Below are 14,974 nucleotides of genomic sequence, written 5' to 3'. Positions count from 1 at the left end.
AGTCCCCATGCTCCTCGGGAGCATGGGGACTTTAATGTTGTTGCATCATCTGTTTTTCGATTTTATTTTTCCGGTCCATTTGCTGATGCCGTTCTTCAGCATATAGATTTCCGTATAGCCTGCTTTCTTCAGCATCCTGCCGGCTCTGATGGACAGACGGCCATTCTGGTCATAAAGGTAGATCGGCTTGTCCTTGCGAAGTGAATTCATCTTCATTGAAAAATTCATCATCGGTATGTTCCTGGCTCCCATGATATGACCATATTCGTATTTTTCCTTCTCCCTCAAGTCTATCAGCTGGACGCGTCTCAAGTCCTTCTTGAATTCCTCCTGGGGCAGCGCTTTGACGCTCTTCATGTTCCTGTAGCCGTTCAGCACCAGAATCAGTATGACGACGACTGCAGCCAACAGGATGATCAACCAAGTATCCAATTTACATCTCTCCTTAAAAATTTCACATAAGTTTATTATAGAGATGTTTGATATAATTTAAAAGAGAAAATGATGGGAGAGATCAATATGGCAAACAATATATGGTACTATATCGCAAGTGGGAAGAACGATGCCGTACACAACATGGCCCTGGATGAACTGCTTATGGAAAAGGTCCGGGCAAAGGAAATTCCTGCTGCCATCCGGCTGTATGAATGGGAGACGCCAACGCTGTCGATCGGATATTTCCAGAAGATGCGCAAGGAGATCGATATCGACCGTGTAAAGGCGTACGGCTATGAACTCGTTCGCCGGGCCACGGGTGGACGCGGTGTCCTTCATGACAAGGAGCTGACATACAGCGTAGTCCTTCCTGAAGACTATCCGGATATGCCTGAATCCGTCACTGAAAGCTACCGTGTACTGTCTCATGGACTGCTTGAGGGCTTCAGAAACCTGGGCCTTGATGCCTATTTCAGCATTCCACGGACGAATGAGGAAAAGAAGGAGCTGACGAACATCCGCAGCAGTGTATGCTTTGATACGCCAAGCTGGTATGAACTCGTCGTTGAAGGACGTAAAATTGCCGGCAGTGCTCAGACCCGTCAGAATGGCATCATCATGCAGCACGGTTCGATATTGCTTGATGTGGACATCGACCACCTTTTCGATATGTTTACATATTCTAATGAACGGTTCAAAAGCAAAATGAAGGAAGCTTTCAAGGAGAAGGCAGTCGCCATCAATGAAATAAGCAGAAGGCACTTCACAGTGGAGGACCTCTATCCCGCCTTCAAGAATGGGTTCGAAAAGGGGCTCGGCATCTCTACGGAACCCTACGCGCTTACAGTGGAGGATGAAAAGCGGCTGGAGGAGATCAAAGAGAAGTACGCTTCAGATGAATGGAATTATAGAAGATGAAAAAATAGCCGCTCGATCGAGCGGCTATTTTCTATCTGTTCATTTTCCTGTATTTCCTCTTGGACTTTCTCAGTGCCTTCCTGTATTTCCTCTGGCTTGGTGTAAGTATGAAGAAATAATAGATGCCATACATGATCAGACCAAGTACAAGGAGGAATATCAAGGAGTTGACGATCATGCCCATGAAGTAATCGAGGTTGGTTATAAGCCCCAGCGCCGCTATCGCAAGCACCAGATACAGCAGGAATTTTTTCATCATCATACGCTCCTTAATAATTTGTTGAAAGATTTGATCGCTACTTCGACCTGATGGTCGTCGGGCTGCTTTGTGGTCAGAAGCTGAAGCATCAGCCCCGGGATGCCGAGCCATTTGAGCACGGGGATGTGCCTGACACGGTTCGTGAACTGGAGGAATTCGAACGACAGGCCGATTACGACCGGGATGAGTGCAATCCGGTTGAGGACCCTGACATACAGGGGATCGACCGGAACGAACATGTACACTACAAAGCCGACGAGTACGGTGAAGAGGATGAAGGAACTCCCGCATCGGTAATGCAGGCGGGAATGTGCCTGGACATTATCGATTGTCAGCTCCTTTTCACCTTCAAAGGTGTTGATCACCTTATGCTCTGCACCATGGTACTGGAAGAGCCGCCTGATCATCGGTGTCATCGAAATCACATAGATATAGACGAGCAGCAGGATCAGTTTGAAGAAGGACTCCAAAAATACCTGTCCGGCATGTGATGTGACGATTCCGGAAAACACTTCGGCGATGAAGACGGGGATCAGGGTGAAGAGGAACTTCCCTACGAGGAATGAGAGTATTCCTACAATCACTGTGGAAAGGACGATTTTGGCCGTGTTGGCCTCCTGCTTCTCCTGTGCAATCTCCCCGTCATCCTCCGGTGCCCTCTCAAAGCGGTCAGTCGCAAATTCCATATGCTTCATGCCATAGATGCTGGACTCTATGATTGCCACGTTGCCCCTCAATATCGGAATCTTCTTGAGCTTCTTCACCCATTCCTTCTCGGGGCGTTCCATTTCAAAATACTCTATTTCATCATTGTTCCGGCGGATTGCCGTCACCATACTGTTCTGCGACTGGAACATGACGCCTTCGACCACTGCCTGGCCGCCGAATTTCGGTTTATCCATTTATCTCGACGCTTCCTTCTATCAATAGTATTCGTGTGCGCTGCGCAGCTGCTCGATGCCCTGTTCGAAGAGGGCGGAGTCGGATGCCTCAATGCCGTTTGCAATCGTATCGAGTGCTGCCCTGATATCACCGTTGGCCAGCTGGATGGCATTGTGCTGCCTCTCGAGGTACTCATCAAGCTCGATGCCGGCGGAATTTTCATCATATGCCTCCATCGTTTCAAACAGCTCTGATGAAATTTCTTCGAAATCCGATTCCATGCCGGAAAGTTCTTCCCCGTCACCATGATTGGACAGCAGTCCGTCCATGTCGGAGAGGCTGCGCTCCATCCCTCCGGCATAATCGGTGACGATATCGACATAGTTGTTTATGTCCGGGTTGCCGATGACGGATTTCATTTTGGAAATGTCTTCCTTCAGCGCTTCGAGGCGCTGGGTGTTCTTCTGGAAGTTGACCTCCTCGGTCTGGAGGATGCCCTTCAGCTCCTCGTTGCGCTCGTTGGCCTGCTCCAGCTCCTGTTCGATTGTCGGGTTTCCGCAGGCACCCAGAAGCAGTGCCGTCAGAGGTATATATAATAAACGTTTCATAGACTCATTCTCCTGTATCTCATTGTATTATATTATCATGTTATTATGAAAGATGATATTCATATGCAAAGGTCGATTTCCATTTTGGGAAATATCCGGCCTTATTTGAATTGGAGGCAATGCTTTACTGAAATCATCATGAATTTAATGTAAAATATAGTTTGAAAGGTGGAGTAGATGCAAATGATTAAATTTGATAAGGTCAGAACCCTGATCGACAAGAACAACCTGGATGCCATACTCGTCATGAGTGGCTACAACCGGCGCTACCTCACGGGATTCACCGGTTCCAGCGGCGCTGCAATCATTACGAAGGAAGGCCGTTTCCTCATATCGGACTTCAGGTACAAGGCACAGGCAGCCAATCAGGCCGAGCACTTCGAATTCGTCCTTCAGGATAAGGGGCTCCTTGATTTCATCATGGAATTCCTGGAGACAAAAGGGCTTCGGACGATCGGCTTTGAAGGCCAGCATGTGAACTATAATACTTATGCACAGCTGGACGCGAAATTCGAACTCGTGCCGTTGGACAATGAAATCGAAAGAATCCGGATGTATAAGACATCGGACGAGGTTTCACTGATAAGGAAAGCATGTGAAATTGCCGATGAGACGTATGAACACATCCTGAAGTTCATCAAGCCCGGCCAGAGCGAACTTGAGGTGCGGAATGAACTCGAGCACCATATGCGCAAGCTTGGTGCGGAAGGTTCAAGCTTCGATATCATAGTGGCCAGCGGCGAGCGTGGCGCACTGCCCCATGGGGTCGCCTCCGATAAGAAGATCGAGGCCGGCGAGATGGTGACGCTCGACTTCGGTGCATACTATGAAGGCTATGCTTCCGATATCACAAGATCATTCGGTGTCGGATCTGTGGCGGAAGAAATGGAAAAAGTGCATGATATTGTGTTAACATCACAATTGGCCGCATTGGATGGAATCAGAACCGGCATGACGGGAAGGGAAGCTGATGCGATCGCCCGTGACATCATCACGGATGAGGGTTATGGTGAAAACTTCGGTCATTCACTCGGCCATGGCTTCGGACTCGAGGTCCATGAGATGCCGGGACTCGCCAAATCCAGTGATATGGTGCTAGAAAAGGATATGTGCGTGACGGTGGAACCGGGCATCTATATCGATGGCGTCGGCGGCGTCCGCATAGAAGATGACTGCATCCTTACTGACGGGGGACTTGAAAAGCTTTCCCACAGCAGTAAAGAGCTGTTCATCATATGATTCAAAACAGAAACCTAGGAGGAATATCATGATTTCAGTCAACGATTTCAAAACAGGACTTACAGTGGAAGTGGATGGCGGCATCTGGAGGGTAGTCGAATTTCAGCATGTCAAACCGGGTAAAGGAGCTGCATTCGTAAGAAGCAAGCTCAGAAACCTCAGAACAGGTGCAATTCAGGAGAAGACATTCCGCGCTGGTGAAAAAGTCGGCCGCGCACAGATCGACAACAGGAAGATGCAGTATCTCTACGCAGATGGGGATGCCCATGTATTCATGGACAACAACACATACGACCAGGTCGAACTCCAGGCTTCAGCAATCCAGGAAGAATTGAAGTATCTCAAGGAGAATATGAATGTCTCCCTGATCATGTATGAAGGCGAGACACTGGGTGTGGAGCTTCCAAAATCAGTGGAACTGCAGGTCTCCGAAACTGAGCCGGGTATCAAGGGGGATACGGCAAGCGGTGCGACAAAATCAGCAACGCTCGAAACAGGCCTTGTGCTCCAGGTGCCACTTTTCGTCAATGAAGGGGATACACTGGTCATCAGCACGGATGATGGCAGCTACGTCTCCCGCGCATAAAAATAAAAGCAGATTTCGATCTGCTTTTATTTTTTCCTTGAATTGGTACGACCACTTGCGTAAAATGTAAGACAGAAATTTTGAATGTTAAGGAGCAGTAGACATGAAACTCGAATATATTGATGAACTGATTAGTAAAATGGAAAAGGCCTCCCTGACCGAGCTTTCGTACAAGGATGGCGAAGTGGACATCAAGTTGAAGCGTGACAGCATGAATGAACAGCAGAATACTCCTGCCCCTGTAGCCACTGCGCCGCAGCAGCCGAAGCCTGTGCAGAACACGGAACCTGCTCCAAAAGAGGAGGGCAAGGTCATAAAGGCACCTATGGTCGGTACATTCTACAAAGCATCCTCCCCAGAGGCTGAAGCTTATGTGAAAGTCGGCGATAAGGTTGAGAATTCAACGGTCGTATGCATTCTTGAAGCAATGAAGCTGTTCAATGAGATCCAGGCGGAAATTTCCGGTGAAATCGTCGAAATCCTCGTGGAAGATGGAGAAATGGTTGAATACGACCAGCCATTGTTCAGAGTACAATGATCAATAAGATATTAGTAGCCAACCGCGGGGAGATTGCCGTCCGCATCATCAGGGCATGTACGGAACTGGGCATCGACTCGGTCAGTATATATTCTGAAGCAGACAAGGACAGCCTTCACCGGAAGATCGCCACTGAATCCTACTGCGTCGGACCCAAGCTCTCCAAGGACAGCTACCTCGACATGATCAGCATCATCACCATCGCCAAAAAGACCGGATGCGACGCCATCCATCCAGGATACGGCTTCCTTGCGGAAAACAGCGATTTTGCCGAAATGTGTGAGGCCTCCAACATCATATTCATCGGACCCATGCATGAGACCATCGCGCTCATGGGGGTCAAGGATATCGCCAAGGATACGATGAAGAAGGCAGGCGTACCGACTGTTCCAGGCAGCGAAGGCGTGGTCGCCTCCGTTGAAGAAGCGAAGCAGATTGCCGAGGAGATCGGTTATCCGGTCATCATCAAGGCAAGCTATGGCGGCGGCGGCAAGGGAATCCGTGTTGCACGCGATGAGGCCTCCCTCGTCCAGAACTATAAAATGACAGAGCAGGAGGCGGAGAGTGCCTTCGGCAATAAGAGCCTCTATATCGAAAAGTACATCGAAAACTTCCGTCACATCGAAATACAGGTGCTCGGGGACTATCACGGGAACGTCGTCCACCTGGGCGAACGTGATTGTACGATCCAGCGCCGTATGCAGAAGCTTGTCGAAGAGGCGCCGAGTCCGGTACTTTCAGAACAGAAGCGTATGGAGATGGGTGAAACAGCAGTGACTGCCGCCAAAAGCATCGACTATATCGGTGCCGGCACGATCGAGTTCATCTATGACCTGAATGAGGACCGTTTCTACTTCATGGAGATGAACACACGCATCCAGGTCGAACATCCTGTTACAGAAATGATTACGGGGATAGACCTGGTCAAGATGCAGATCAAGGTCGCCAGAAGGGAACCGATTCCTTTCAAACAGGAGGAGATCGAGTTCAGGGGCCATGCGATCGAGCTGCGCATCAATGCCGAGAACCCGTACAAGAACTTCATGCCGTCGGCAGGAAAGATCAGCGAATTCATCACACCAGGCGGCTACGGTGTCCGCCTCGATTCAGCATGCTACTCCGGATACGTCATTCCGCCGTACTACGATTCGATGATCGCCAAGCTCATCACACATGCCGATTCAAGGGAAGAAGCCATTCAGACCGCGCTTCGAGCACTTGGTGAGTTCAAGATCGGCGGGGTGGATACAACCATTCCGTTCCATACGAACCTGCTGCTCCATCAATCATTCAGATCGAATGATTATAATACTGATTTCCTGTCAAATCATGATATAATGAATTGACGAGGTGATTAACATGAGAATTCAGGAAGACAAGACAAATCTTGGGAATATAGAGATATCACCAGAGGTGCTCGAAGTGATTGCCAGCATTGCGGTTACCGAAACTGATGGTGTGCATGCGTTGCAGAACAACTTTGCCAGTGGAAACTTCGAAAAGATAGGCAAGAAGTACAGAGGCCGCGGCGTAAAGGTGGAAACTAGGGACAATGAAGTCAGGCTCTCCATCTATGTTTCTCTTTCCGCAGATCGCAACGTACATGAAACGGCTGAGCGCATACAGAAGAATGTCAGCCAGACGATACGGAACATGACGGAGCATGATGTCAAAGAAGTCAATGTGCACATCGTAAATATTAAATAAATGAACATTAGATAGGTGTTAATAATGAACAGACACGAGCAACGTAAAAAAATCTTCCAGATCATCTTCCAGGTCGACCACGGCCTGGTTGGGGTGGAGGAGACCGCATTCCATCATCTCTACAGGGACTACGATTACATCAGGCAGATCGTGGACTATTTCCTCGAAAACAGTGAGGCTGTCGATCGCGACATAAGTGATCATCTGACCAGCTACACACTTGAAAGGATCCCGAAGGTCGAACGCAATATTCTGAGGACGGCAATCTCCGAACTGCTCCATGGTGATTCCCCGCAGAGGGTCGTCATCAATGAAGCGATCCTGCTCACCAAACTGTATGGGGAGAAGGATGGATACCGTTTTGTGAACGGCGTCCTTAAGAATTTCATCACCGAAACGGATGAACAATCCAATGGAGAACACTAAGTATCTCACCGTCGGTGCACTGACCAAATATCTCAAATATAAATTCGACCAGGACCCGTATCTGACACGGGTCTTTCTCAAAGGTGAACTTTCAAATGTGAAGCACCACACGAGCGGCCATATATTCTTTGCACTGAAGGATGGCAGTTCGGTCATCCGTGCCATCATGTTCTCCCGATATGCCAATGGGATGAAGTTCAAGCCTGAGGAAGGCCAGAGTGTCCTCATCGAAGGCAGGGTCAGCATATTCGAATCCAGCGGCCAATATCAGATATATGCCGAAAAAATGGAGATGGACGGCATCGGACTCCTGTTTGAACAGCTGGAGAAGGACAAGAAGCAGCTTGCCGAACAGGGCTACTTTTCAAAGGAGCACAAAAAGCCCCTGCCGAAGTATCCGAAAACCATCACCATCGTCAGTTCCGAGACGGGCGCAGCCATAAAGGATATGCTCACTACACTATCAAGGCGCTACCCGCTTGTCGAAGTGACTGTCATCAATACATTGATGCAGGGTACGAAGAGCAGACAGGCGGTGATCGACAACCTTGAGCATGCAGATGCGCTCGGGAATGACATCGTCATCCTGGCGCGCGGCGGCGGATCGATAGAGGACCTCTGGACTTTCAATGAAAAGGAAGTGGCCCTCAAGGTCTTCGATATGAAGACACCCGTCATAACCGGCATCGGACATGAAACGGATACAACACTCGTGGACTACATATCCGATATGAGGGCGCCGACGCCTACAGCTGCTGCTGAAATGGCGGTGCCGGATCAGAGGGACATCATGGAACGGCTGACACAGGCCCGGAATTTCATCTCCGACCGCATCTTTAGGAAACTGGATGTGGGCAGGAACCAGCTAGATGCCCTGAGCAGCTACTATAAACTGAAGAACCCGGACCTCCTCTATGACCAGCAGGCCGAGAAGCTCGTCACCCTGAAGGATGGACTGGACGACAAAATGCAGCAGTCCATCCGTGAAAGGCACTACCGCCTCTCAGCCCTGAAGGAAGGTGTGAAGTACAACACCCCTGAACCTGCCATACGGAGGAGCCTTGAAATATTGGATGACAGGAAGTCCCGGCTCGACCGGTCCATGACAATCAGAACGAACGAATCGAAGCACAACCTCACCCGCATGGTCGAAAGCCTGAACTCCCTGAGCCCCACCAATGTACTTCTGCGGGGCTATTCCTACACTACAGGCGGAGGCGGCATCATCAAGGATGCCGCAGACCTGCAGCCGGGCGACGAAGTGCAGACGACTTTTGCACGGGGAAGCATTGTATCGAAAGTGACAGAGGTGAACGAAGATGACAGAAACCAAAAGTGAAACGTTTGAAGAGAAGATGAAGCACCTGGAGCAGATCGTCAAGCATCTTGATGAAGATGAGGTTTCACTCGAAGAATCCCTCAAGCTTTATCAGAAAGGCGTCGAACTGACTGCGGAGTGCGAGAAGATATTGAAAGATGCCGAGCTGAAAGTCGAAACCTTGAACCGTAAGGGAGCAGAGGATGAATAGAGATATGCAGGCATACCTTGAAGCAACCGAATCCCGTATTCTGGCACACCTCGGGGAGAATCATGTATCGGACACGATCCGTGTCGCGAGCAGCTATTCGATAAAGGCTGGCGGGAAAAGATTCCGTCCGTACCTCCTATTTGCCACACTTGAGGCGCTGGGGGAGGACCCGATGAAAGGTGCCGATGCTGCGGCAGCCATCGAGATGATCCATACCTATTCGCTCATCCATGATGATCTTCCTGCCATGGACGATGACGACTATAGGCGGGGGAAGCCGACGAACCATAAGGTGTTCGGTGAGGCGGCAGCCATCCTGGCGGGGGATACCCTGCTGACGGAGAGCTTCAGCATCGTATCATCAGATGAATCGCTTTCAGCGGACAAGCGCATTTCCATCATCAGCCGCATTGCATCAAAAGCCGGCTTCAATGGCATGATCGGTGGACAGATGCTCGATATGGAAGCTGAAGGGAAGGAAATCAGCTTCTCCGAGCTTGAACACATCCATCAGTACAAGACCGGCCAGCTGATCGTCCTTCCGGTGGAGTGTGCCTGCATCATTGCAGACGCGCCGCCGGAAACCAGCGGGCGGCTCATCGCGTTTGCCGAAAAACTGGGCATCCTCTTCCAGATCAGGGATGACATACTTGATGTCGAGGGGGACATGGCCGTTACGGGCAAGGAGGCAGGCAGTGATGAACGCAAAAACAAGATGACATACGTCAGCACCTATGGGCTGGAAGGCGCCCACAGGGAGCTTGCCGCCCTTACGGATGAAGCCGCCGGACTGCTCGACGGCCTGTCTGAAAACATCAATACAGAAGAACTTCATAATGTGCTGCAGATGTTTGCAGTGAGAGACCAATGATAATTCATATTCCATGAATTATCATTTTTATTTTTTCCCTGTTGATAAAAGTGGTATAATTGGCATTAGCAAATTTAAAGGTGGTTGCTATATGAATCTATATAGTATAAAAGACCCATCATTCCTGAAACAGAAGAATGATGAGGAACTAAAAATACTGGCACAGGATGTAAGGGAATTTCTGATCCAGTCATGCTCGAGGACAGGCGGCCACATAGGAGCCAACCTCGGTGTGGTGGAACTGACGATTGCCCTGCATAAACATTTCGATTCGCCAGATGACCGGCTGATTTTCGATGTGGGTCATCAGGCTTATATTCATAAGATTCTCACCGGCCGGATCAGTGAGTTTGAAACGCTCAGACAATATAAGGGATTGTGCGGCTTTCCGAAGATGCGCGAATCCGACCATGACGTCTGGGAAGCGGGCCATTCATCCACCAGCCTATCGGCAGCCATGGGCATCGCAAAAGCACGTGATATAAAAGGGGAGGACCACCATGTCATTCCCGTAATCGGTGACGGTGCACTGACAGGGGGCATGGCCCTTGAAGCACTCAACCACATCGGATCTGACAGGACGAACATGACCATCATCCTGAATGACAATGAGATGAGCATAGCGCCGAACGTCGGGGCGATGCACAACATGCTCGGCAGGATGCGCACGAACACGCAGTACAACAGGGTCAAGCATGATATAGAAGATTTCCTGAACCGTCTGCCCCAGGTGGGGTCGAGGCTCAGGGACATGGCGGACAGGATAAAGGACAGCATGAAGTACCTCGTCGTCGACGGCGTGTTCTTCGAAGAGCTCGGCATCAAGTATATCGGGCCGGTGGACGGCCATGACTTTGCGGAGCTATCCAATGCGATAAATATTTCCAAGGACTATAAGGGTCCCGTGGTCATCCATGTCATCACCAAGAAGGGCAAGGGATATCATCCCGCCGAAGACGACAAACTCGGCAAGTGGCACGGCCTCGGGCCATACAAGATAGACACGGGTGAGGTGCTGGGCAGTAAATCCACACCTTCATGGAGTGAATTCATGTCCAACACCGTCCTTGAGCGTGCCAAAAAGGATGAGCGGATCGTTGCACTGACACCCGCGATGCCTGTCGGCAGCAAGCTGACCAAGTTCCAGAATGAACTGCCTGAACGCTTCTTTGATGTCGGCATTGCCGAACAGCATGCAGTCACCATGTCGGGCGGCCTCGCTGCAAGCGGCATGCGCCCGTACCTTGCGATCTATTCCACATTCCTGCAGCGCGGATACGACCAGCTGCTGCATGATGTCGACCGTCAGAACCTGAACGTCTTCCTCGGCATCGACCGCAGTGGACTTGTCGGCGCTGATGGTGAGACCCACCAGGGTGTCTTCGACATCAGTTTCATCTCCCCACTGCCGAACATGACACTGATGATGCCGAAGGATGAGATTGAAGCGGAACAGATGATCGACCTCGCCTTCGAGCACGAAGGACCTGTCGCATTAAGGTATCCCCGCGGCAACATCAAAGGCATCGAAGCGCCTGCACCACGTGGGCCTCTCGAATATGGCAGCTGGGAGACGGTCATGGAAGGGGAAGACCTTTCCATCATCTCCTTCGGTCCGACATTGGACCTTGCAATAGATGCAGCAGTGGCGCTCAAGGAGGCGGGCATCAATGCCGGCGTCATCAATGCCCGGTTCATCAAGCCGATGGATGAGGAGATGCTCCAATCCATCGGGTATGCAGGGAAACCGGTCCTCACAGTCGAGGAGACCATGCTGAATGGAGGGCTCGGCAGTATGATCGCTGCCTTCATGGCCGACCATGGATTCAAGAATGGAATCAGACGGATCGGCATCGATAATGAATATGTAGAGCATGGGGATGTCAATAAGCTTCTGGAGGATATCGGCATCACTGCAGATAATATCATCCTTCAGTCCAAAACACTCCTGGAGCTGGAAAATGAAAAAGAAATCAAGAATTGACGATCATCTCCATGAGCACTTCAATCTGGGCACCCTGGAGGAAGTCAGGCGGATCATCATGGCGGGAAAGGTGCTCAACAACAACCAACCCGTCTATAAGCCTTCCGAAATCATTGACATCAATAAGGCCGACATACGGTTCAAGAACATCAAACCATATGTGTCGAGGGGCGGCATCAAGCTTGACCATGCCGTAAAATCCTTCGGTATGGAACTTTCAGGGAAGGTGGTCACCGATATTGGCAGTTCTACGGGCGGTTTTACGGACTGCGCCCTCCAAAAAGGAGCTGTATATGTTTATGCAGTCGATGTCGGCACCAACCAGCTCGACTACAGGCTCCGTACCGATGATCGTGTAAGCGTGATGGAACAGACGAACTTCAAGGATACGGAGGTTTCCCAATTCAACCTGAAGCCGGACGTGTTCACTATAGATGTATCGTTCACATCCATCATTCCGATATTGCGCCATATCGTTCATCTGTTCGGTCACGAATATGAAATCGTTGCACTCATCAAGCCCCAGTTTGAATCCTACCTTGAAGAAAGGGAGGACAGCGGCATCATCACATCAAAGGAAACGCATGAAAATGTAATACGGCGTGTACTTGCGGAATGCAGGGCCCTCGGGCTTTCAGCGGAAGGGCTCGCCCGGTCCCCGATCACCGGAACCAAAGGGAACATCGAATATCTGTTCTACTTGAGACATGGTCAGGGCGCCGCATCAACCATAGAAGAAGAGGACATTCAGCATAGTGTTTATGGCTGATGTCCTTTTTTATGTCATCCAAATCCATTTTGTGATATTATATGTATAAATATACAAAAGGGGTACGTGAGGAGGACAACCATGTCTAATAAATCAATTCGACAGATAAAGATCAGGGAAATCATTACCAACAGCAAGGTGGAGACTCAGGAGGAGCTGGTGGAACGGCTGAATGAATACAACTTCAATGTCACCCAGGCCACAGTCTCCCGGGACATCAAGGAACTCCAGCTCATCAAAGTGCCTACTCCGAGCGGCGCCTATATCTACAGCATGCCCAAGGACCGCAAGTTCCATCCTCTCGAAAAGCTGGGCAGGTATCTCATGGACAGCTTCGTAAAACTGGATTATACAGAAAACCTGCTGGTGTTGAAGACGCTGCCCGGAAATGCCCAGTCGATCGGGGCCATCATCGATCAGCTCGAATGGGAGGAGGTCGTCGGCACGATATGTGGTGACGACACATGTCTCATGATATGCAGGAACGAGGAAGCACAGAAGGAAATCAGGGATCGGATATTCAATTTGATCTAAATTGGAGTGTTTAATTTGCTCATACGTCTAAAGATTAAGAACCTGGCAGTGCTCAAGGATATTGAACTTGATTTCGACAGTGGGCTCACCGTCATCTCCGGGGAATCCGGTGCCGGGAAATCGATGATCATCGAAGCGATCAGATACCTCTATGGCAAACGTGCATCGGTAGAGGACATCCGTCACGAAACCGAAGGTGCAGTCATTGAGGGTGTCTTCGATTTTCCTGAATCGGAGAAGATGCAGGATCTGCTGGCGAAGAATGATATAGAGGAGGACGAACTCTATATCGTCAGAAGGGAAGTCATGCAGAACCGCAAAAGCATCATCAAGATAAATTCCCACATGATCACCCTCGGGGCCCTCAAGGAGATCATGGATGAAGTCGTCAGCATCCATTCCCAGTCCTCCCAGTCCGAAGCACTCGAGCACAGCATGCACATACGGTATCTCGACCGCTATATCGATGTGGCCGACAGGGAGGCCTTCGGCAGATACAGGGACAGCTTCGAACGCTTCAAAGCCCTTGAAGCCAGGATCAGTGAACTTGAATACAAGGATAAGAACAGGGTCCAGCAGCTCCAGATGTATCAGCACCAGTACGAGGAACTCACCGGGATGGAGCTCGAAGAGGGGGAAGAGGAACGGCTCGAAGAGGAGATAAGCTACCTCGATAATTTCGAAAAGATCAATAATACACTCTCCCTCATACATGCCCAGCTCAGTTCGGAATATGCACCACAGACCCTCCTGTACGACATCCATGGCCATATTGAAACACTGGCCAATTATGATGAAAGCTATAGGGAATTCAGTGATACGGTGATTGAAGCCTACCATCTGCTGAATGAACTCGACAGCAGGGTGGGGAGCGACCTTTCCACCCTGGACTATGACGAGGAGAGCCTCAATGCGAAACAGGCACGCCTCTCCAGCCTCAACTCGCTGAAGCGCAAGTACAACAAGACGCTGGACGAACTGATCGATTACAGGCGCGCACTGGCAGACGACATCGAACAGCTGGAGAACATTGCACAGTCATTCGATGCACTTGAAAAGAAAAAGGATAAGATGCTGAAGCAGATGGAAAAGCATGCCAAGGAACTGCATGACTACAGGATAGAACAGAAGCACTTCCTTGAAAACAGGATCAAGAAGGAGCTGCAGGACCTGGATATGCCTGAAGCGGACTTTGAAATCAGCGTCAGGGAGGCGACCTTCGACTCACGCGGGTACTCCGGTGTCGAGTTCCTCATCTCCACCAATGCGGGAGAGCCGCTCAAAGCGATGAACCGCATCGCCTCAGGCGGTGAAATCGCTAGGGTGATGCTTGCGCTTCGGACAATCTTTACAGAGTTCGATGCACAGAGCATGCTGATCCTAGATGAAATAGATACCGGCGTCAGTGGATTCGTCGCCACCCGCATGGCCGAGAAGATGCAGATCCTCTCAAGGACGCGCCAGGTCATTTCAATCTCGCATCTGCCCCAGGCGGCCGCACTCGCGGACCACCACCTGTATGTATCAAAGGAGACCATGGACCAGCGGACAGCATCAAGCGCCAAATATCTTGATGCGGACGACCATGTCTACGAGATTGCAAGGATGCTTAGCGGCTCGGACATCACCGATGCAGCACTGGAGAATGCAAAAACATTGATAGCAGCCAAAGAGAAAGAGACGAATTGA

18 protein-coding genes are annotated in these 14,974 nt (G+C 50.2%); 14 read left to right on the top strand and 4 right to left on the bottom strand.

All coding sequences use genetic code 11. The features are described 5' to 3' along the window. Positions 1-45: 45 nt before the first annotated feature. Entirely contained in the window at positions 46-432 is a 387-nt protein-coding gene (locus tag LLU09_RS02020; protein WP_040104669.1) for a rhodanese-like domain-containing protein, read from the bottom strand. An 87-nt stretch (positions 433-519) separates the two neighbouring features. Between LLU09_RS02020 and LLU09_RS02015 the strand changes: the two genes are divergently transcribed. After that, positions 520-1,353: a lipoate--protein ligase family protein gene (locus LLU09_RS02015; RefSeq protein WP_228310266.1), complete on the top strand. Its 834-nt coding sequence runs from the start codon at positions 520-522 to the stop codon at positions 1,351-1,353. Between the two features lie 31 nt (positions 1,354-1,384). On the opposite strand, the gene LLU09_RS02010 is transcribed toward LLU09_RS02015, so the two are convergent. Genes LLU09_RS02010 through LLU09_RS02000 form a run of 3 tightly spaced genes read right to left on the bottom strand, consistent with a single transcriptional unit; the run spans position 1,385 to position 3,102 of the window. After that, entirely contained in the window at positions 1,385-1,609 is a 225-nt protein-coding gene (locus tag LLU09_RS02010) for an SA1362 family protein (protein WP_040104824.1), read from the bottom strand. Between the two features lie 2 nt (positions 1,610-1,611). After that, on the bottom strand, positions 1,612-2,514 hold the full coding sequence (locus LLU09_RS02005) for a DUF1385 domain-containing protein (protein WP_222998227.1): 903 nt from the start codon (positions 2,512-2,514) through the stop codon (positions 1,612-1,614). 21 nt (positions 2,515-2,535) lie between these two features. Continuing rightward, positions 2,536-3,102, bottom strand: coding sequence for a hypothetical protein (locus LLU09_RS02000; RefSeq protein WP_228310265.1), 567 nt, complete (start codon positions 3,100-3,102; stop codon positions 2,536-2,538). 183 nt (positions 3,103-3,285) lie between these two features. Between LLU09_RS02000 and LLU09_RS01995 the strand changes: the two genes are divergently transcribed. The 13 genes from LLU09_RS01995 (at position 3,286) to recN (ending at position 14,974) form a co-directional block, all read left to right on the top strand. Then, on the top strand, positions 3,286-4,341 hold the full coding sequence (locus LLU09_RS01995; protein ID WP_228310264.1) for a M24 family metallopeptidase: 1,056 nt from the start codon (positions 3,286-3,288) through the stop codon (positions 4,339-4,341). Between the two features lie 28 nt (positions 4,342-4,369). Beyond that, a complete protein-coding gene (gene efp / locus LLU09_RS01990) occupies positions 4,370-4,927 on the top strand; it encodes an elongation factor P (protein ID WP_228310263.1) in 558 nt (185 codons plus the stop codon). Positions 4,928-5,030: 103 nt separating this feature from the next. After that, positions 5,031-5,465, top strand: coding sequence for an acetyl-CoA carboxylase biotin carboxyl carrier protein (accB, locus tag LLU09_RS01985; protein ID WP_228310262.1), 435 nt, complete (start codon positions 5,031-5,033; stop codon positions 5,463-5,465). Further along, positions 5,465-6,811 (top strand): acetyl-CoA carboxylase biotin carboxylase subunit, encoded by a 1,347-nt coding sequence (accC, locus tag LLU09_RS01980; RefSeq protein WP_228311104.1) that lies wholly within the window; start codon positions 5,465-5,467, stop codon positions 6,809-6,811. The genes accB and accC overlap by 1 nt, the downstream gene beginning before the upstream one ends. Positions 6,812-6,824: 13 nt before the next feature. Further along, on the top strand, positions 6,825-7,172 hold the full coding sequence (locus LLU09_RS01975; RefSeq protein WP_052443599.1) for an Asp23/Gls24 family envelope stress response protein: 348 nt from the start codon (positions 6,825-6,827) through the stop codon (positions 7,170-7,172). Between the two features lie 24 nt (positions 7,173-7,196). Next, positions 7,197-7,598 (top strand): transcription antitermination factor NusB, encoded by a 402-nt coding sequence (nusB, locus tag LLU09_RS01970; RefSeq protein WP_124010018.1) that lies wholly within the window; start codon positions 7,197-7,199, stop codon positions 7,596-7,598. Then, positions 7,585-8,937: an exodeoxyribonuclease VII large subunit gene (gene xseA / locus LLU09_RS01965; protein WP_228310261.1), complete on the top strand. Its 1,353-nt coding sequence runs from the start codon at positions 7,585-7,587 to the stop codon at positions 8,935-8,937. The genes nusB and xseA overlap by 14 nt, the downstream gene beginning before the upstream one ends. Beyond that, positions 8,918-9,127, top strand: a complete 210-nt coding sequence (gene xseB, locus LLU09_RS01960) for an exodeoxyribonuclease VII small subunit (protein ID WP_228310260.1) — start codon at positions 8,918-8,920, stop codon at positions 9,125-9,127. Before xseA ends, xseB begins: the two co-directional genes overlap by 20 nt. Continuing rightward, positions 9,120-9,998 (top strand): polyprenyl synthetase family protein, encoded by an 879-nt coding sequence (locus LLU09_RS01955; protein ID WP_228310259.1) that lies wholly within the window; start codon positions 9,120-9,122, stop codon positions 9,996-9,998. Before xseB ends, LLU09_RS01955 begins: the two co-directional genes overlap by 8 nt. A gap of 91 nt (positions 9,999-10,089) precedes the next feature. Beyond that, the gene (gene dxs, locus LLU09_RS01950; RefSeq protein ID WP_228310258.1) at positions 10,090-11,982 is read left to right on the top strand and encodes a 1-deoxy-D-xylulose-5-phosphate synthase; all 1,893 of its coding nucleotides are present in this window, start codon (positions 10,090-10,092) and stop codon (positions 11,980-11,982) included. After that, entirely contained in the window at positions 11,960-12,751 is a 792-nt protein-coding gene (locus LLU09_RS01945; protein ID WP_228310257.1) for a TlyA family RNA methyltransferase, read from the top strand. Before dxs ends, LLU09_RS01945 begins: the two co-directional genes overlap by 23 nt. An 81-nt stretch (positions 12,752-12,832) precedes the next feature. After that, positions 12,833-13,285: a transcriptional regulator AhrC/ArgR gene (gene ahrC / locus LLU09_RS01940; protein WP_228310256.1), complete on the top strand. Its 453-nt coding sequence runs from the start codon at positions 12,833-12,835 to the stop codon at positions 13,283-13,285. 15 nt (positions 13,286-13,300) lie between these two features. Then, positions 13,301-14,974: a DNA repair protein RecN gene (gene recN, locus LLU09_RS01935; RefSeq protein ID WP_228310255.1), complete on the top strand. Its 1,674-nt coding sequence runs from the start codon at positions 13,301-13,303 to the stop codon at positions 14,972-14,974.

The organism is Salinicoccus sp. RF5 (assembly GCF_020786625.1).
Taxonomy (GTDB): Bacteria; Bacillota; Bacilli; order Staphylococcales; family Salinicoccaceae; genus Salinicoccus.
The sequence above is the reverse complement of the archived record's forward strand: the minus strand, read 5'-3'. Positions and strand labels throughout refer to the sequence as shown.